We start from the raw sequence: 18686 nt of genomic DNA, 5'->3' as shown, positions 1-18686 counted from the left end.
GGATGGGGAACCCGCAAGATATGGCTGGAAAGCTTGCCGAACGAACAGGTAACAACTCTCCTGAGAAAAAGGAGACAACGATTTTTGATCTGATTGAATCCAGAAAGAACCAATTTGCTCAAGCCGCTGGGAACAACATGGATGTAAACAAGTTCCTACGGATAGCAACATTCTGCATTAGAACAAACCCTACGCTCATGAAATGTAGTGCTCCATCGCTGATGTCTGCATTGATGCAGTCGGCTCAGCTTGGTCTTGAGCCAGGAGTATTAGGACATTGCTACTTAGTCCCTTTTTGGTCAAATAAATTAAAGTCTTTCGAGGCTACATTCATTATTTCCTACAAGGGCATGATTGAGCTGGCTAGACGGAGCGGTAACATCCAATCAATCGCTGCTCGAATTGTTTATGAAAATGATGATTTCCAATTTGAATACGGCTTGGAAGAAAAACTCTCTCATAAACCATGCGTAAATGGCGAAAGAGGTCAAATGAAATTGGTTTACATGATCGCTCATTTCACTGGTGGCGGTCATTACATCGAAGTAATGAGCAAGGCGGAAATCGATACGGTCATGATGTCCTCAAAGTCATATGACAACAGTAAAAAACAGGCTACAGGCCCATGGAAAGACCACTATGAGGAAATGGCAAAGAAAACGGTTATCCGTAGAGCTTGGAAGTACTTGCCTATCAGTGTTGATGATGCGCGTGTAGTCGAACAAGAAGGCACTGTGAAGCATGAGATAGCAGAAGATATGTCAACTGTCGCTTGGATCGATGCGGAAGCATACGCGGTTGAGGAAGTGCCAGAGCACCAAGGTGCAGATAACCAGCAGTCGGGGTCAGCGACCAACAATGAAAATCAAGCAGACTTATTTTCCCAAGGTTAGATCGGTGGGGTGAGTCCAAATGAAAGGTTAAGAATATGATCTGCGGTTCATGCGCTGGAAGGTCTCAAAAACCTTCTGGCGCGATGGTCAACGCTGGGCGCTACTGAGGTGCATCAATAAAAGAAACCAGCCTCCCTGGGAGGTAACAGTGACTTTTCTGGAACTGGTTCAGGATCGCAAAGTTTCATAAGGAAGGAGGCGGACATGGTATGAGAAGACCGGAAGTATTGGAACGGATACGACCCATTGGTGGAATCCAAAAAGTCGGGCCGCTTGGATTCATCATGATGCAGGTGCTTGAATTGCGCTTTCTTGAGATGAATCAGCAGTGGACTTTCGATATGACCAATGATGAGCTGATGTTCCTAACCGGGATCAAAAATAGAGAAACGCTAAACAACAATCGGAACACCCTTTTACAGCTCGGAATACTCACAAGCTACAAATCTCAAAAGGGAAAATCGGGTGGAACATACACCTTAAACGAAACTTACTTCCCCAAGTTGTCAAACAAGTACGTCGATCAAACTGACAGGTTTCCTGACAACTTAGCAAACCTGTCAAGCAACCACGTCGGTGAAACTGACAACCTACCTGACAGGTTACTTGACAGGTTGCTTGACAACTTACCTGACAACCGAGTTTCTTCTATGAAGGATAGAAAGATAGATAGAGAGATAGAAAATGTTGAACCTGATACTTGGTTTCAAATTTGCGATTTATGGCAGTCCATGTTTCGGGGAATGTCTGCAATGGATCGAGAACGCTTGTCCAGTTATCAAGACGATGATGGCATGGCTCCAGAAGTCATTCTCGCTGCCTTAGAACACACCAAGCAAGAGGCCACCGATAGCCCGAAGAATTACCTCTGGAAGACCTTAAACAATTGGGCAGAAGCAGGTGTAAAAGTGGTAAGAGACGTGATAATCCATGAGCGTGAGAGGAAGCGGAAGAAGGTTGTTCCCCTTCACGGATCAGAAAGTGGAGGTGTGGTAGATGGAGGCAATCAACAACGCTCTTCAAGAGTGGCAGCAGGTGCTCGACAAACTCAAGCACCACCAAGTGCAGCAGACTTCCTCCGTAAACGAGATCAAGCAAAAGCCAGTGTATGAGTGTGAACGGTGCAAAGACCAAGAGGGGTATTTGGTTCTAATAGCTGGTACACCAATGTACGAACAGTGTGAGTGTCGGGACAAGAAACGGCTTCAAAAGATTTTACGGTCCTCGAACATCACAGAAGATTTTCAGCGGAAAACGTTTGGAAATTTTGTTGATTGGTCTGGAGATCAGCGTCACTTAGAGTTGTACCAAAAGGCTTATACGTATGCCAAGGACTTCGAGGAAATACGGCACAAAGAGGAAGGTCATTCACTTGGTTTAGTTGGCGCGTCAGGTTCTGGGAAGTCACATGCCGCCTTTGCCGTTGCCAACAATCTCATGGTGAAGAAAGGCATTCAGGTACTCTATTTCAATTTCGTAAATGGCTTCAAAGAGATGTTCAGTCGCTATGACGCTGGATCATCGGATGTTCAACGGATTCGAGAAGGTCTTCAGATGGCAGAGGTGTTGTTGATAGACGACATTCTGAAAGGGAAACCAGATGAAAGGAAAGGGTATCCCGAGGTTTCAAAGGCAGTTTACGACGAGATGTATGGACTGATTGAGTACAGGCATTTTCACCACAAACCAACGATATGGACATCGGAATATTACTACGAGTTAATACCTGCCCTTGGAGAAGCGACAGCGAGCCGCCTATTTGAGATGAGTAGGTCAAACATAGGGAAGGCGCTCTATACGCCAGACGAAATGACTGCTGGGGAGATAGGGAAGCTGAACTACAGATTACGCGATTTATGAGATCGAAGGTGAGACTTTGTTCGAAGAGAGACTACCACCACAAAATGTACAGGCAGAGCAGTCGGTGCTTGGCGCCATCTTTCTCGCCAAAGACGCGTACGAAACAGCAAGCGAAATCCTACAACCAGATGATTTTTATAAAACCGCGCATGTGCGAATTTTTGCTGCCATGGCTGGTCTCTTTAACAAAGGCGAGCCGGTTGACCTCGTAACCGTGACAGCGGAACTACAAGACAAAAAATTACTGGATGATGTAGGCGGGGTTACCTACCTGACAGATCTTGCGGGTTCGGTACCAACTGCCGCCAACATTGATTATTATGCTCGAATTGTTCGGGAAAAGGCTGAGCTACGAAGAATCATCAAGACTGCAACTCGTATCGTGGCAGACGGGTATGACGCTGAATCATCTCAGGAACTTGTTGCAATAGCTGAGCAGCAGTTTTCAGAAATTAATGAGCGCAGTAGGACAGGTAATGAATTCATTCCGATTCGAGAAGTCCTGGTTGAAACCTACGACCAGATTTATCTGCTGAGCACTCGAAAGTCAGATATAACAGGTGTTCCTTCTGGATATAGGGAGTTGGATGAATTAACAGGTGGCTTCCAAAAATCTGACTTGATCATCCTAGCAGCACGACCCTCCGTAGGGAAGACAGCTTTTGCATTAAATGTCGGACAGAATGTAGCGCACGCTGGTGAGACTGTGGCAGTGTTCTCACTTGAAATGTCAGCCAGCCAACTGGTGCAACGAATGCTTTGCGCAGAAGGTTTGATCGATGCTCAGAAACTGAAAGTCGGAGGGCTGGAAGAGGAAGACTGGGAGAAGCTTACGAAAGCCATTGGGCTATTAGGGAATGCCCCCATATACATCGACGACACTCCCGGAGTAACCGTCCATGACATTCGTACAAAATGCCGCAAATTACAGAAGGAAAAAGGACTTGGGTTGATCCTGATTGATTACTTGCAATTGATTCATTCCAAGACAAAGGCAAATCGTCAGGAACAAGTCTCTGAGATTTCAAAAGCGTTGAAGAACTTAGCCCGTGAGTTGAAAGTGCCAGTCATCGCGTTGTCACAGCTTAGCCGTGGCGTTGAGCAGCGGCAGGACAAGCGTCCAATGCTTTCAGACATCCGAGAATCGGGATCGATCGAACAGGACGCCGATATTGTTGCTTTTCTTTACCGGGATGATTATTACAACAAAGAGTCCGAGCAAAAAAATATCGTCGAAGTCAATATTGCTAAACATCGAAACGGTCCTACTGGAACTGTGGAGCTGGCGTTTTTGAAAGAGTTCAACAAGTTCGTTGATTTGACCCCGCGTCAGTGGTCCATTGCTGATGTCCCCCAGGAAGTTGAAGACGAGGAAGAGGACAAGGACAAGCCATGGAGGAGCTAGCCAAAGGGCTGTCGGGTGAAATTCCAGTAAAGGTACCAATTCCTCAGCGACTACAGTTGATACAAAACGATAAAGAGCGGTCAGCAGCAATGCGCCAATGGTGGAAAGCTTACACAGACAGGTATCCGGAATTTAAAGCAGATCGGTCGGACAAGGATTTCGTTTACATGGTGAAACGGGGGGAGAGCAGACATGAAGCAAGGCAAACGCCCAAACAGGCGGCAAAAAAAAGACTTGGAAGCACGTAATTTAAACCCAGCCAATTTGCTGGGTGAGCGCGATAGCACGACCGAGTTGGTTTTGATCCATCGTTTCTCCGGTAATACAAAGACGATCAAGAAAGGGGCATAAATGTGCAACGGCTGATTATCCCCTTGCTGATGGAGAAGAGACGACGCAATAAGAAGACGAAGAAAATGGAGAATGTCTGGGTCGTTCCTTCTTGGAACCATTTGTACACCATCGTCAAGAATAAGCCAACTCTCGGGAAGTGGGGAGGGATTTACAAACAGCTTGTTGCTGAGGCTGCTCTTGAATGGGCCATGGATAACGATTGGGTGATGATTGAGACCAGAAAGGTAATACTTCGCACGTGGATTTTCTGGAATGATGCCAGAGAGAAAGACTGTCATAACACTGATAAAGCTTGGGCAGATGCTTTTGAAGGCATCCTCTACAGAAACGACAGTCAGGCATTAATTCAGTATATGGATTTTCAAATTGATCGGGGTAACCCACGTATCGAAATAGAGCCGATAGTTGGTGGTCTGATCCTAAGAGACACGTCAGCACAAAAAAACGAGCCATCAGAAAATCAGATGGCCATTGAATTCTAATCCAAGGGAGAGTGTGGAAAATGAGCTACATGGATTTTAAACCGACGGTAAAGAAAGTGAATATGAAGCCAAAGGGAGTCGTTGAAATCGTACTGGAAACAACTATTAGCGACCTGAACGGGAAAGTAGAAGCTTTAGGAAACATGATTGATCGTCGGGCCGAAGCCTCATTGGATTCGCTTGTTGTTAACTACAATGTCGTAATTAATACCAGAACGAATAAACCAGTCGTAAATTACAAGGTTGATGAGTCCGGCATCGTTCACGAAGTGAAACCAGAGGGCGAGCAGCTTGAGGCCGACTTGGGCATGCCGCAAGAGAAAATCCCAACCGAAGAAGAGTCAAAAGAGGCGGAACGTTCTGTGATTGATGATTTTATTCGAGAAGGGTTTGCTCCTCAGTTTGATGACCTACCTTACGATTTCCAGAGCATTGTATCGCGCAAGCTGGCTGGTGAGACATACATGAAAATAGCTTCTGAACTGGAAATGTCGAGCGGAAAGATTGCTGAGCTTGTTGACCAATACCGCGCTCGAGTAGCACCTATGGCTTTAAAATGGGACGAGTGGCGAAAAAGCAAGGAAAAACAAAAAGCGAGTAAAGAAAAAGCAGATAACAAACCAAGCGATCAAGTGGAGCCAGGAACCCAAAATAAGCAACAACCGGATAATCCTGAGGCACAATCTGCCACTACTCCTGAAACAGAGGTAAAAGAAGACAACATTCCTGAATCAGAGCAGACAGGCTTTGAAACGTCAGGTGATAAGAAAGACGAAGAACCTCAAGGTTCTGAAAAACAAGACGAAGTAACCGGTGCAATCGACAAGGATAAACTGGTGGCATTCATCTTGAGCGGACAAGCCCCTGCATTCGATGAAGTGGAGTATGACTTCCCAGCATTGCTTGCACGAAAACAAAATGGCGAAACGTGGATTAAAATCGCATCATCGATCGGCACCTCTTCCACCAAACTACAAGCGGCTTGGGCGAAATACAAGAAACTCGTTTCTGAACATATGGCAAAAAACGGTGAGGAACCGGGGGCAGCGTAAAGCTGCTCCTCTCCCCTAGAAAGGCAGAATCATATGACAGCCGTTAAACCAGCGCCAAACCATCCTTGGAGACGAAAATTTATAGCCACAAGTCAGGAAAACGAATATATCAAGAAGTCCATCGTTAATCCACAGGTGAACAACTGGAAAATAGGCGGAGCATTGCCGCCCTGGAACGGGAAGAAATAAGGCTACTCTGGATAACGGCGTCCATGACTACCAAAAAGTTCGTGGACGTCTCCATACACACGAACAGGAAGGTCTGGGAACACAAGGGCAACATGGCCAGCATTAAGCTGTAGACGGTCAGAATCTTGTTCAATGACATAAGGTATCTCCATTGCTTCTAGGGCGTCCTTGAGGTAGCTGACCTCAGACCATTCGACTGAGTAATAAAACGACTTTTCCATAAGACCAACTCCTTTGTGAATATTATGCCACGCGGAGTTGGGACAAAAAAAGGAGACGGGGAAATGTATCCGTTTGTGGCTGGTGATAAAGTGGAGCACCCGGAATTAGGCCGGGGAGTTGTCATACAATGGCAGCCCGCCAAGCTACTTATTAAGTGGGAGAAATCCGGGAAGGCGTCGCTAGTACCTAAGTCAGAGGTACAACTGATTAAGGAATAGGAACACAATGCTCATTATGAAAAATTGGAGGGCTGCTTTTTTGAGGGAAAAATCATGCCTGTATTGTTCCCATAGATTTATGGCTATCGGAAACCAATGGTATTGCAACAAAACATGTCGAGTTAAAGCAGCCAATATTCGAAAGTATGGGACACAAACAGCTAAGCCACTAACTTAATGTGAAAAAATAAAGCTCCCGAGATTGGGGACTCGGGAGACATTAGGTACTATTTCTTTAAAGTCTCAAGATCAATCTTTTGGTAAATTGAAATGTTGTCTGGCCAATCATCTAAAGTTATTTCTATTGATCCTGCAAATACAGTTTCATCTTCAGTAGAAAAATACTCCCAATCGCTATAGTTAGCTTTTTGGAAACTGTGGGTGTTTTTCAATAAATAGATATATCCTTTTTGAAAAACAACTTCATCAGTCTGTTTGGGTAACTTCACCTCATCAATATCGCCATACGAATAGCCCAATCCATATTTATTAGAAAATAATGCTTTGATCATAAGAATGTTTGCGTAGTTAGATGCGAAGGCAATAGGGGTACCAGGTGGATTTACCATACTGTAGACGAGATGACGATTAGATTGTGCTTTTATGTTGAGTTTAGCACCAGAAGAGATAATATCACGAGTCCCATGAAAGAGCGCTCGATGTGAAGATGCCAATTCCCTTATTATCTCAGCAACAGAGGTTATTCCAAATCGCTCCCGATCAGTGACCCCGATGCTATTTCCGTTTGATAGGTGATTGTAGATAGTTGCAATTGTCGACATATGTACGCCTCCTTTTTAGAAGATTATGTACGTTTTTGATGAAAGTTTCAAATTTTACTAAATAGTTATTCAGGAAAGGAGAGATAACTGCATTGACACCAACTAGACAAGCTCTACTCAAACGATTGGAGAACTTTCGGATGGTGCCAGGACATGGACCGGATGTAAACAATATGTCTGATGAGAAATTGGAGACGTATGTAAAAGCTCTAGAAAGCGTGTTCAAAAAAGCGTTTGAGGAGGAAGACGAGGATGACGATGACAGAGCAGCAGATCGTAGTAACACTGGCAACGAAAGTGATGGGCTGGAGCAAGGAGCAAATTGATTTCCTGTATCCAGCGTGGAATCCACTCCAAAACATAGCAGATGCGTGGATGATTGTAGAGAAGTTCAAAACATTGCGAGAAACTAACTATTTGGCGTACCTAGTCTTTTATGAACACATCCCAAGTAGCATATATGCCATAACCCCGAGAACAATTTGTGACGCCGCTTTGGAAGCTTTGGAATTGGTTGCTTAACAAAACGGTAATTGTAAAAAGAAAAAACCAGCTCAATCGCTGGCACGGGCTTCTCGGACATCTTGAATGATTGCGTCAGATCGGAAGTCATCAACTATGCTCAGTGCTGATTCGTGGGATAACTCTTGTACCGTACAAAGAAACTCGTACATGTGATCGTAAATTGTCTCATGTTTACTCAACTCGACATGCCTTCTGAGAAGAGGCATGTCAGATAGGTACGCTAAATGCAATTTGACGTAATGATCTGTCAATGGGTTCAAAACTATCACTCCTCCTATCAACATACTGGAGGGCGAGTGTTTGATTGTCAAATGTTTACTAATCACACGATTTGTTAAATGGGAAAAGAAACACCGCACGAAAAAAAACCTTCCGTAGGGGGAAGGGTAAGAAGGTACAAATTTTGCTGAAGAACTACTATCAGCATATGCAAGCGGAACCCATTACGTCTTCACGAATAAGATGTTTTCTCCAGAAATGTGATTCGTCCGATTATCAATTCAATCTGTTTGTACAACTTCAATCGATTTTGCCAATTCAAATCAGCTTCAGGGGCTCTTAATGCTAATGATTCTCGCATTGTTTCCAATACTGTGATATCAGTGATGGAATCTAAATATTGAAGAAATTCCTTCATCATCACAACCCCTTGATTTACTTGTTATTTGACAATATATGAGGGGTAACGGTTTTCGTATGGGCACTTGACTAAGGAGAATAAAATGTTATGGATTCATCGCTACATATATTGATGACATAAAGAAACTACAAAGCAGGCTTATAGAAGTCGTTTGAGTGGAGGGGAACGAGATGCAAATTGACGGTCAAGAGATCCCCGTTTACGAAGACTTGGCTGATTTGTCGCTCGAACAATTGCTTGCTGAGAAAAAACGGCTTGGACCGATCTACGTGAAGCGCTTCGAATTGAATCACGAAGAATACATGGCGATCAGGATTTATGTAGCTATTAGCATGATGATCGAGAACATCGAAGGCGGTGTAAATCGCTGGCATCGAATTGATAGTGGGAGGTGCTACTAATCTATTTCCATAGAAATAACATTTTTGATTCCGTGTAACTTTTCTCGAAGTATTTCAGGAGATAAATCTACATCTCGATCACAGTAGGTTTCAACATCTTCGATCAGTTTTCGAACATGAGTTAAAACTTTATCTTTTCGTATTAGTTGCTCTAACAAATTTTCAGGCATGCTAGTACCTCCACAGTAAGTTTTAAAAAAAGAACATTATTTCAATGTGATTCCATTCAGATCACTCGGCAAACACTAATGGTACATTCTTATGATTAGCAAGCTGCATAAACTTCCCCAATTCAACAGGGTTACGGGAGATTCGCTCTGCACTATGACAGATTACCTTGTTTACCAATCCGGCCTCTATGTCAGCAATCAATTGAGACAAGCCAGGACGATCAGAGTCAATGGTTTTAACGTCAATTTCTATGTACACCTTATGGGCTACATTTTGGACAAGCGGCATGCAAGATTCCATTTGTTTTTCGGTCTTTCTAAAATCATCTGATGCAGTTCTGATGAAAACAGCAACCACTATGATCACCTCAAATTGAACTCTTGCGTCAAGTTTACCGCGCAAACAGACAAAAAAATAGCCCCCAGCCGGGAGCCCGAATATGCGTTCGTCAAACCATATTATAGCATGGGCTAACGCGAGGGGGAATCTGGAAAATGAGCGCACAGGTACAAGAGCAGTTGTCTTTTCTGAAACCGATAAACGAGACAGAAGTCAGAAAGGCCGTTGCAAAGGAATTGAAAAAATACAAAGCCCTCCGTGTTGCTGTCCAAAACAAACAGGAGCTTCAAGAGAAGGGCATCAGTCAGTTGTTTCCCAGACTTCAACAAGCGGAGACGATAAGTGAGTTGAAGGCACGCCAAATCGAACGAGCGCTGCAATATTCGTTGGATGAGGTGGAACGCCAGATCATCGAAGAAAAGTACCTCAGCACTTCACAGGTGAAGGATATCAATGTTTATTTGGATTTGGGTCTGACTAAAGACCAGTATTATCCGAAAAAGAAAGAAGCTATTTTTCAAATTGCTACGGCACTCGGGATGATCTGAGTGCCTTTTTCATTCAAAAAGGTCGATAAAATCCCGACAAAATACCGGACAAATTCACGGATAAAAGGCAGGACGATTTGAAAGGTTGGAATCGGTAATCTTGAGTCAAGAGCAAGCGACATCGGCTCTTGGGAGATACCGCCCATCCCTTATCAATGGCGTACCTGAGCGAATCTATGGGTGATGACGAATGTGACCTTACGAGAGGGGGACATTCTGAGCCTGAACGCGCTAGTCTTGCGATGATCGTAGCAGGGAACCATGCAATTATTTTTTTTTGCATTGTGTTACAGCGGTTTTCAAGTTTTGGGAACCCCTCTCGGAACTTTGGAAAATCGCGATTTACTCTGTTGGGATTTACCGGACAGGGGATTACATGCGAGACCTACGGCTTCGGCCTCTCGCCCCTTGTCTGGTATCTCTCATATTCGATACGCCGATCCTCCCCAAGAGTGCAGAGGCTTTTCCTAGTATATGGTATACTGACTTTACTGAAATCGTGGAGGTGCGTTGGTTGTATGTATAGAGAGGACCTAAGGGGGACTTGGTTCAGTAATCGTAGCACCGCAATGATATATGTAAACACATCCGAAGCACCGGAATTCTACATCGTAAATGAGCAGGAAAACCACCTAATCCGCATTCGTGATGAAAAACAGATCGAAATGTTGAATTCCTGTTTTTATGGACCACAGGTTACTCCGGAAGCAATCAAATGGCTAACCGATCCATCAGGCGGCAGGCTCACTTACTATGATAGCGTAGAAGATTTTGTTGCTTCCCATAAGAGAATGATAGAGGAACTAGATAAAGAGTAGGCGAGTCGTTATAGGCTCGTCTTTTTCTTTTGGGGGTGGGTGAAATGTAGTGCGTCAGTATGTCGACTCAGCGACAGGAGAAATATACTACACCGAGGAAGTACTGCGCCGGTCGGACGAGATCGTAAAAGTTTTTCGTCCAGTTGGTCGCAGCTCAAAATTCGTGAAGATCAAAGCCAGCCAAAAGGCAAAGCGACGGCTCAGAAAGCTGTCACTCGCTGAGGCTGGCTTTTTGTTGAAGATTGCACCTTATGCCAGTGAGGGAACTAACCTTCTGCAAGGCGACAATGAGCGCGGACAAAAGGGTACGCCGCTTACTGTCAAAGACCTTGCCCGCATCGCAGACTGTTCCTATCCAACAGCACGCAAGATCGTTAAGACATTCATTGAGCTGCACATCATGCGTCGAACCGACTTGGAAGGACAGTCAGCATTAGCAATCAACCCCCTGTATTCTCTCAACGGGAAGACAGCAGAAACGTGGCTCCTGCACTTATTCAGCCAGGAGATCACAGAGGCAGGCGAAGACCCAAATTTGGACTAGGGGGTCGCCAGAAGCCAACAGGCAGCCAAAGCATATGGCTCTAAGCTGCAACCTCATTTTTTGCGGTGAAACAATACATATACTTTTCCGCTTGAATAGTAGTCGTTTGATTACACCCCCAAAACACGTAACCAGCCCTACAGCATCAAGGCATACAGCAATTTTAGGGCTGGCAATATTCTTTATTCTTACTTTATTGCCACGAAGGAGCTGAACAGCATGGACATACGGAAAATATCAGTCTCTAAAATTAACCCGGCACCTTATAATCCCCGCGTTGATTTGCAACCGGGCGACCCCGAATACGAGAAACTGAAACGATCCATCGAGGAGTTTGGATACGTGCAACTGCTCGTCTGGAACGAACGATCAGGGAACCTCGTTGGTGGACATCAAGGATTCAAGATACTTGTTAACGAGCAAGGACGGACTGAGGTAGACGTATCAGTCGTAGACTTGGATGACATCAATGAGAAGGCGCTCAACATCGCACTGAACAAAATCAGTGGTGCTTGGGATGAGGATAAGCTTGCACAGGTGTTGTCTGAGCTACAGGAGAGCGATTTGGACGTAGAGCTAACAGGATTTGATCTTGAAGAAGCTGTAGATTTGATCAATGAGCACGTCAACATGGAAATAGATGAACCAATCAAGGAAGATGATTTCGATGTTGAGAAAGCATTAAACGATATCATTGAACCGGAGACGAAGCCAGGGGACATTTGGAGGCTGGGGAGGCACATTCTGATGTGTGGAGACGCTACAAGTGAGCAGGATGTGAAACGGCTAATGGATGGTCAGCGGGCAGCACTGGTAGTAACGGACCCTCCTTATAACGTTGCGTTCAAGAGTGATTCATCAGAACTTGCTTCAGACGGCAGAGAAAGCATCATGAATGATGACATGCCCATGGAGCAATTTGAGGACTTCCTTCAAGCTGTGTTTGCAAATTATGCATCAATCATGGACCCGAAAGCAGCAATCTATGTTTTCCATCCTTCTAGCTATCAGCGAGAATTTGAGAACAAGATGAACGAGGCCGGAATAGTATCGCGCACCCAGTGTATTTGGGTTAAGAACGCTTTTTCGTTGTCGTTTGCTCAATATAAGTTCAAGCATGAGCCGGTGTTCTATGCTCATCTAAAAGGGCAGGCTCCAGCATGGTACGGAGATCGTAAGCAGACTACGGTTTGGAGAACTGATCTAACAGGAATCTCCGAGGAACCGGAGACCGTCTGGGAGGTATCGCGAGGGGATGTAAGCAAGTATGTCCATCCTACACAAAAGCCATTGGCGCTGCTTGCTATTCCAATTGGGAACAGCAGTCAGAAAGGCGATACCGCTGTCGACTTTTTCGGCGGTAGTGGTTCTACACTGATGACATGTGAGCAGATGGGGCGTATCTGTAGAACAATGGAGCTCGATCCAAAATTCTGCGACGTCATTAAGAGGCGATTCTATGAGGCAACAGGCATTGAACCTGTACTCATAAGCAGGCTACAAGAAGCTGCTTAAATAGCAAAAGGGAGACGCGCGAACGTCCCCCCATGCAACCAGGTCACCCCGGCTGAGATAGTGGAAACCCGTGGCCACGGAACCTCATAGCCACTATCTCGTTTTCCATTTTACAGGAAAGCCGAGGGTGCCACAATGAAAACAACAACAGAACAGTCTTCTCCCGAATCTATTGACCTTCTATTGCAATATCAAATTGAAGTGATGGAAGGCATCATGGAATCGAAGGATCAATACAGGAGAGTCGTGAAAGCAGCCATTGCAAAGTGGGTTAAGGACTTCCAATCTGGCCACATCGAGATCAAGACGGTGGATGATCTTAAGAAGTTGGTTGAACTGGACATTGAGTTGCAGAAAAATGACCTTTAAGAAGTAGGGTTTAACGGACTTTTACCGAAGTGTATTGCAGAGAGGGTGTGAGTATATATGGACCAACAAGAACCAAAAACTCATGTCTTGGTCTGCTATCATTGCGGAAATAAAACACAAATGAATCGGATCGCACATCACCAAAAGGAATGGATTGAGAACTTTCTGGGGTTTAGTGTGAAACCATACCAGGTTAAATTTTTTACGGAATGGGATTTATTCCTTTGCCCTGTATGCGAGAGTGAGACATTATTAAAAACACAGAAAAATACAGATCATCGTGATTCTCAAAGCGGGAATATGATACGTGATGAACAAATAGTATATCCTCCCGTTACTTTTGACAAAAGTGGTATCCCTGAAAGTGTAAAAAAGTCATTTGAAGCCGCTCTACGAATAAAAAATACAGAAGGAACACTGTGCGCCATAGGAATACGTAGGACATTGGAAATTATGTGTAAGGATAAACAGGCAAATGGGGATAGCCTCTATGAGAAACTTAAGGATTTATCTGATAATGGTGTGCTGCCTCCAATACTAAATGAGATGACCACGGTCCTACGAAAATTAGGAAATGAAGCCGCACATGGTGATGAAAGAGAGTTTTCTTCAGAGTTAGTGGACTCCATGGTTCAGTTCACCCATGTAATCCTAGATTACGTATATGTTTTACCAGATAAATTAGGTGAAATCCAAGATAAGCTGAGAAAAACGATAGAAGGAACAGCTTCTCTACATGGTAGTGCAACAGTACAAGCTACAGCAAACGAAATAAAAAGAGAGGACGCATAATTGCGTCTTCTTTTTTTGAAAACAACCCCATGAAGTGGTGAGGTGGTGGTCATGTAGATGGCGAGGAATCCTGAAAAGAAAAGATGCAAAGCAAGAAGCAAGCAGCGCGATGAGCAATGCAAAAATTGGGCTAAGCCCGGCTGGGACGTCTGCCGTTTCCACGGTGCAGGAGGCGGAGCACCAGAGCGTAATACCAATGCAGTCAAGACGGGCGAATTCCAGTCGATTTGGATGGACGCCTTGACTCCAGAACAAGCAGAGGTGCTTGATAGGATCAACCTCGATCCAGTGCAGCAAGCGGATGAGGAAATCCGTTTGTTTACATGGCGTGAGCGCGAAATGATGCTCCGCATTCGTGACTTGAAGGAAGGATTGACCGAAAAGCAACGTCGGGTCCTTCAAGAGAGAGTCGCTATAAAAGAGCCTGTACAGGTTCAAGATGATAAGACTGGACAATCGAAAACGGTAGTGCTTACTCGGGACGAATTGGTTACTACGGAAATTGAAGAGACAGAGTATCGAGCGATTGAAGATATCCTGTCGCTTGAAGAAGCACTGACCAGAGTCCAAGACAAAAAGCTAAAAGCAATACAGCTCAAAGCACAGTTGTTGAGCAACGGCGGCGGTCCTGAAAAGCAGATCACCGTCCGGAGGTGGTCGCGTGACAAGTCTGGAACTTGACCTCGATCCATTCGCGGATTGGACACCTCATCCCAAACAAATCGAAGTCATGGAATGTGAAGCGAGAAACGTAGTCATGAACTGCGGTCGTCGCGGTGGGAAAACGAATGTGGGAGCGCGGAAGTTTTTCGATAAAGTCCTTTCAGATATTGAGGCAGACAAGGGTTTGCCATACAAGCCCCCTCGAAATCTGAAAGTGATGAAGAAGCCTAAGCCAAGGCTTGAATACTGGTGTGTGTCTCCGACCTATTCCATGTCAGAGATTCAGCAGGAAGAGCTGGGAGCGGTCATTCCAGAGGAAATGATCGAGAGTTGGGATTTATCCAAGAATCGGGTGTGGCTGAAAGGGTACATCCTCATTCAGTTTAAATCTGCCGACAACCCGAAGACGCTAGTCGGTAAAGGACTGGACGGCGTGTGGCTTGATGAGGCTTCCAAGATGAAGGAGCAGACCTGGAGCGGATATCTCTCCTATGCTCTTGCTGATAAAGGCGGCTGGAGCGTTTGGACGACTACGCCAGAGGGAATGAACTGGTTTTATCATGACATCGTATTGAACGGACAGCACACGCAGGCAGGCGGTCAACTCGACGAATATCGTAATGACCCTGAATGGTGCAATTTTTACTGGACGAGTAAGGACAATCCATTGCCTGAGTTGCAAAAGAATATTCAGCGCATGATTGAAACCATGCCGAAACGATATGTGGACCGGGAGATTTTCGCCCGGTTCGATGTATTTTTTGGGCAGGTTTATGAAGAGTTTAATCGTTCGATTCATGTCGTACCGCGCGCGCTTTGCGAGCAGAAGTTCAAAGACGGACATTTTGTTCACATTGAGGCAGGCAAGGACTGGGGCTTTACAAACCCCGGTGTTACTCTAGTCGGAGCAATGACTGCCAATGGCGAGTTGTGGATCGTGGATGCGATCTATAAGGCTCAGATGGAGATTCTTGTTCCTGGTGATTCCAACTGCTGGGTGGCTCAAGACAAAGAGCTCATGAAGAAGTGGAAGATCAAGATATTTTGGTGTGACTCAGAGGACGCCAGCAACATTAAAACGTATCTGACTAATGGTTTGCCAGCGAAAGCAGCTCAGAAGCACTTGAAAGAAGGCATACGGGCTGTCTCCACTCTGTTTAAGGTGAAGAGTGACAACGGCAGGCCGAACATATTCATTTCTGATCATTTGAAAGAGGTCATCCAAGAATTGACGAACTACAGATATCCGGAAGATGTTACAGGCGACCGCGCTGAGGTGCCAGTGAAGGAAAATGATCACTCTATGGATGGTCTTCGGTATCTGGTTTGGAACAGCAAGGTGTTCCATCAGTTGCTTATCAGTAGATTCAAGGTCATTCCTTGGAAGATTGCCGAAAAGGTTGGGTGAAAGGGGTGAAAAATCATGCAAACGATGCTCTTGGAGCAGTTTTACGAAGAGAACAAAGCCAACAATTCATGGCGTTGGGTATCAGACCTGATAAAAAAGCATCAGACGAAGGACTACTCGCTCATGCGGAAGTATGTCGATGGAGACCAGGACATTCTCTACAAGCAAGAGGAAAAGGGCAAACCGAATAACAAAATCGTCTTGAATTTTGCTCGGAAAATCATCGACTTCGGAACGTCATACATTGCCAGTAACCCTATTCGCTATTCTGCCAATGAGGCAGGGACGGACGTGGAAGAATACGTTAAAAAGCTGCAAGCTGTCCTGATGGCTAACGATGAAGAGAGCTTGTCTTATGACATTATCGAAGACGGTTCAATTGACGGAGAGGTTTTCGAATACTACTACTTCGACGAGGACGGTCAGATTTGCATTGCCGGGTTCAAAGCGGACGAGTGTATCGCTGTGTATGATACGACGGTTAAAGCCAAACTGATTGCTGTTATTCGGTACTATACAATGACGGATGTTAGCAGAAACACCAAAACCATGATAGTTGAAGTATACGACGAGGAAGAGATTACATATCTTCGTCAGGAGGGTTCAGCGATTGTATTGGACACGAGCCGTGAAAAGAATCCTGTTTTACACAACATCACTGTCCGCATGAAGGATCAGGATGGTAAGTTTCAGGAGAAGCCCGTTGTCCCTTGGACACATTACGTGAATCGCCGTCGGAAGCATCAAGAGAATCGCGATGACGGGATGGTAGAGGGGATGGGTGATCTATCAGACCTGAAACGACTTATGGACGCAATCAATAAGGCTGTTACTGGCAAGGTAGATGTGCAGGAATATTTCAAGAATCCGAAAGTGCTGTTTGAGGACCTCGATTTGGACGATTTGATTCTTTACGATTCGGAAGGGAATTTGATCACCGATGTGGAGAAGAAAAAGCAATATCTAGCGAAAATGTGGTCAACCTCGCAAATTCTTGTTGGTGGTAAGGCGGTGCCGATCACTTGGGATTTGCAGGACCAGCACGAAGAAAACACAATCAATCGACTAATTGAATCCTTACTGGATCAAACAGGAACACCACACCTGCGCCCTGATCAAGTGGGGACTGCTCCGTCAGGAATCGCGTTGAAAATCATCTTTTACCATGCAGATATTAAGGCTGGTATGAAAATCCGCCATTACGGTAAGGGGTTCCGCAACCGAATCCGAATTATTACTGGGATGCTGAATAGTAAACACAAAAAACAGTGGGATTATCAAGCTGTCGATGTGAAATTCAGCAAGAACATGCCAGTGAATTTGGTGGAAATGGTGGAGATCGTAACAAAACTGGTTGGTCAGTTGTCCCATGAGGAAAGGCTGGCACTGCTGCCGTTTGTGGATGATCCACGCGCATCTCGTGAAAAACTGTTGGAAGAACAAGACGAAGATGCCGAACGCAGAATGAAGATACTTGACCCGGACGCATTGGAGGACAGGGAGCCGACAGATGATGATGCGCCCCCTGACGATGAAAACAGTCCAGACGGTGACGCTGCATGAGCAGAGAGGAACGCTATCAAGAGGAACTGGAAGCGAGAATCGAAAAGCATGGGGTCAAATTAAAAAAGCTGTTCTCCAAAGCCAATAAAAGCATTGTGCAAGAAATTACTGACCTCTACGCCCGATTTGCTGAAAGCGGAGAAGAGCTAGTGTCCTTGATTTATAACGCCGCACGGCTCGACCTCATCATGACAAGCATAAAAACTATCTTACACACCCTCCGAATGGAAGAAGAGCAGCAACTACGAATCACATGGGCGGAGGAGTACAAGCTCAGCCTGTTCCATCACCTCTATTTTCTTGAACAGGATGCACAAGTAGAGGTTCGGCTTCCACAGATCAATACTGGGATGGTACTTGCTGCATTGGAGCGACCATGGCAAGGCAGGCATTTTTCCAAACGGATTCGCATGCGTACTGACCTGTTGGCGGCAGCAATGGAGGATGTAATCACCCAGGGCGCAGCTCAGGGATGGGGTGTGACCCGAACAGCCAAGGAAATTACAAAAAGGACAACGGAGAGCTGGGCAAATGCGAAACGACTGGCTCGGACTGAATTAAACCGGGCTGCAGCCCAAGGGCAAACGATGGCTTACCAAGCTAATTCAGATATTGTGAGTGAAAAGGAATTTTGTGCCACGTTGGACAAGTGGACTTCTTCTGAGTGCCGCAAGCTAGACGGCAAGAGATATCCGCTTGACTATGATACAGCCGACAATCCAGGGCGTGAGGGTGAACGCATACCAAATCATCCAAATTGTCGATCGTACTGGCGGCCAGTAATGAAATCGAAGGTCTTGGAGAAGCTGGAACGCGAGCGCTCTTACCGGATTGATCAGGAGAGAGGCTACACTTCAGCACGCACCTATAAAGAATGGGCAGAGGCAAAAGGATTACCCCAGTAGCATCACGTTGAAATCGTGGTGTTTTTTT

Annotated in this window: 25 protein-coding genes; 21 read left to right on the top strand and 4 right to left on the bottom strand. The window is 45.3% G+C overall.

Going from position 1 to position 18686, the window contains the following annotated elements:
- Positions 1-2 precede the first annotated feature (2 nt).
- From recT to EL268_RS32370, 7 genes are all read left to right on the top strand, one after another.
- Positions 3-893, top strand: a complete 891-nt coding sequence (recT, locus tag EL268_RS32395) for a recombination protein RecT (RefSeq protein WP_106656908.1) — start codon at positions 3-5, stop codon at positions 891-893.
- A 284-nt stretch (positions 894-1177) separates the two neighbouring features.
- A complete protein-coding gene (locus EL268_RS32390; RefSeq protein WP_164724562.1) occupies positions 1178-2005 on the top strand; it encodes a DnaD domain-containing protein in 828 nt (275 codons plus the stop codon).
- Entirely contained in the window at positions 1890-2753 is an 864-nt protein-coding gene (locus tag EL268_RS32385; protein WP_106656906.1) for an ATP-binding protein, read from the top strand. Before EL268_RS32390 ends, EL268_RS32385 begins: the two co-directional genes overlap by 116 nt.
- 16 nt (positions 2754-2769) lie before the next feature.
- Positions 2770-4158 carry a replicative DNA helicase gene (gene dnaB, locus EL268_RS32380; RefSeq protein ID WP_106656905.1) on the top strand — a complete coding sequence of 463 codons (1389 nt, stop codon included), beginning with the start codon at positions 2770-2772 and terminating at the stop codon, positions 4156-4158.
- A gap of 192 nt (positions 4159-4350) precedes the next feature.
- On the top strand, positions 4351-4509 hold the full coding sequence (locus tag EL268_RS33095) for a DUF6906 family protein (protein ID WP_164724561.1): 159 nt from the start codon (positions 4351-4353) through the stop codon (positions 4507-4509).
- A gap of 2 nt (positions 4510-4511) precedes the next feature.
- Positions 4512-4994, top strand: a complete 483-nt coding sequence (locus EL268_RS32375; protein WP_056495809.1) for a RusA family crossover junction endodeoxyribonuclease — start codon at positions 4512-4514, stop codon at positions 4992-4994.
- A 20-nt stretch (positions 4995-5014) separates the two neighbouring features.
- Positions 5015-6046, top strand: a complete 1032-nt coding sequence (locus EL268_RS32370; RefSeq protein WP_106656904.1) for a hypothetical protein — start codon at positions 5015-5017, stop codon at positions 6044-6046.
- Positions 6047-6237: 191 nt separating this feature from the next.
- Here the strand turns inward: EL268_RS32370 and EL268_RS32365 are convergent, their stop codons facing one another.
- The gene (locus EL268_RS32365; RefSeq protein WP_106656903.1) at positions 6238-6456 is read right to left on the bottom strand and encodes a hypothetical protein; all 219 of its coding nucleotides are present in this window, start codon (positions 6454-6456) and stop codon (positions 6238-6240) included.
- A 63-nt stretch (positions 6457-6519) separates the two neighbouring features.
- Between EL268_RS32365 and EL268_RS33090 the strand changes: the two genes are divergently transcribed.
- Positions 6520-6675 carry a hypothetical protein gene (locus EL268_RS33090; RefSeq protein WP_164724560.1) on the top strand — a complete coding sequence of 52 codons (156 nt, stop codon included), beginning with the start codon at positions 6520-6522 and terminating at the stop codon, positions 6673-6675.
- 227 nt (positions 6676-6902) lie between these two features.
- Here EL268_RS33090 and EL268_RS32360 read toward each other — a convergent pair whose 3' ends face one another.
- Positions 6903-7457, bottom strand: a complete 555-nt coding sequence (locus EL268_RS32360) for a hypothetical protein (protein ID WP_106656902.1) — start codon at positions 7455-7457, stop codon at positions 6903-6905.
- A 92-nt stretch (positions 7458-7549) separates the two neighbouring features.
- Here EL268_RS32360 and EL268_RS32355 point away from each other — a divergent pair, with 92 nt between their 5' ends.
- From EL268_RS32355 to EL268_RS32345, 3 genes are all read left to right on the top strand, one after another.
- Positions 7550-7783, top strand: a complete 234-nt coding sequence (locus tag EL268_RS32355) for a hypothetical protein (RefSeq protein ID WP_106656901.1) — start codon at positions 7550-7552, stop codon at positions 7781-7783.
- Positions 7710-7979 carry a BC1872 family protein gene (locus EL268_RS32350; protein ID WP_106656900.1) on the top strand — a complete coding sequence of 90 codons (270 nt, stop codon included), beginning with the start codon at positions 7710-7712 and terminating at the stop codon, positions 7977-7979. Before EL268_RS32355 ends, EL268_RS32350 begins: the two co-directional genes overlap by 74 nt.
- 813 nt (positions 7980-8792) lie before the next feature.
- Entirely contained in the window at positions 8793-9023 is a 231-nt protein-coding gene (locus EL268_RS32345; RefSeq protein WP_106656897.1) for a hypothetical protein, read from the top strand.
- On the opposite strand, the gene EL268_RS33085 is transcribed toward EL268_RS32345, so the two are convergent.
- Together EL268_RS33085 and EL268_RS33080 are read right to left on the bottom strand one after the other, a co-directional pair.
- Positions 9020-9193, bottom strand: a complete 174-nt coding sequence (locus EL268_RS33085) for a hypothetical protein (protein WP_164724559.1) — start codon at positions 9191-9193, stop codon at positions 9020-9022. The genes EL268_RS32345 and EL268_RS33085 overlap by 4 nt on opposite strands.
- Positions 9194-9254: 61 nt before the next feature.
- The gene (locus tag EL268_RS33080) at positions 9255-9560 is read right to left on the bottom strand and encodes a recombinase family protein (protein WP_164724558.1); all 306 of its coding nucleotides are present in this window, start codon (positions 9558-9560) and stop codon (positions 9255-9257) included.
- Between the two features lie 128 nt (positions 9561-9688).
- Here EL268_RS33080 and EL268_RS32335 point away from each other — a divergent pair, with 128 nt between their 5' ends.
- The 10 genes from EL268_RS32335 (at position 9689) to EL268_RS32290 (ending at position 18658) form a co-directional block, all read left to right on the top strand.
- Positions 9689-10081: an ArpU family phage packaging/lysis transcriptional regulator gene (locus EL268_RS32335; RefSeq protein ID WP_106656896.1), complete on the top strand. Its 393-nt coding sequence runs from the start codon at positions 9689-9691 to the stop codon at positions 10079-10081.
- A 518-nt stretch (positions 10082-10599) separates the two neighbouring features.
- Positions 10600-10899, top strand: a complete 300-nt coding sequence (locus EL268_RS32330) for a hypothetical protein (protein WP_106656895.1) — start codon at positions 10600-10602, stop codon at positions 10897-10899.
- Between the two features lie 49 nt (positions 10900-10948).
- Positions 10949-11443: a hypothetical protein gene (locus tag EL268_RS32325; RefSeq protein ID WP_106656894.1), complete on the top strand. Its 495-nt coding sequence runs from the start codon at positions 10949-10951 to the stop codon at positions 11441-11443.
- 219 nt (positions 11444-11662) lie between these two features.
- Complete coding sequence (locus EL268_RS32320; protein WP_106656893.1) at positions 11663-12958, top strand: site-specific DNA-methyltransferase; 1296 nt, start codon at positions 11663-11665, stop codon at positions 12956-12958.
- Between the two features lie 135 nt (positions 12959-13093).
- Positions 13094-13327, top strand: a complete 234-nt coding sequence (locus EL268_RS32315; RefSeq protein WP_106656892.1) for a hypothetical protein — start codon at positions 13094-13096, stop codon at positions 13325-13327.
- A 57-nt stretch (positions 13328-13384) separates the two neighbouring features.
- Complete coding sequence (locus EL268_RS32310; RefSeq protein WP_106656891.1) at positions 13385-14119, top strand: DUF4145 domain-containing protein; 735 nt, start codon at positions 13385-13387, stop codon at positions 14117-14119.
- 57 nt (positions 14120-14176) lie between these two features.
- Positions 14177-14800: a hypothetical protein gene (locus EL268_RS32305; RefSeq protein WP_106656890.1), complete on the top strand. Its 624-nt coding sequence runs from the start codon at positions 14177-14179 to the stop codon at positions 14798-14800.
- Positions 14781-16190, top strand: a complete 1410-nt coding sequence (locus tag EL268_RS32300) for a terminase large subunit domain-containing protein (RefSeq protein WP_106656889.1) — start codon at positions 14781-14783, stop codon at positions 16188-16190. The genes EL268_RS32305 and EL268_RS32300 overlap by 20 nt, the downstream gene beginning before the upstream one ends.
- Positions 16191-16205: 15 nt before the next feature.
- Entirely contained in the window at positions 16206-17753 is a 1548-nt protein-coding gene (locus EL268_RS32295) for a phage portal protein (RefSeq protein WP_106656888.1), read from the top strand.
- Complete coding sequence (locus tag EL268_RS32290) at positions 17750-18658, top strand: minor capsid protein (RefSeq protein ID WP_106656887.1); 909 nt, start codon at positions 17750-17752, stop codon at positions 18656-18658. Before EL268_RS32295 ends, EL268_RS32290 begins: the two co-directional genes overlap by 4 nt.
- The last annotated feature ends 28 nt before the right edge of the window (positions 18659-18686 follow it).

The sequence above is a fragment of the Brevibacillus brevis genome (assembly GCF_900637055.1).
Classification (GTDB): Bacteria; Bacillota; Bacilli; order Brevibacillales; family Brevibacillaceae; genus Brevibacillus; species Brevibacillus brevis.
The sequence above is the reverse complement of the archived record's forward strand: the minus strand, read 5'-3'. Positions and strand labels throughout refer to the sequence as shown.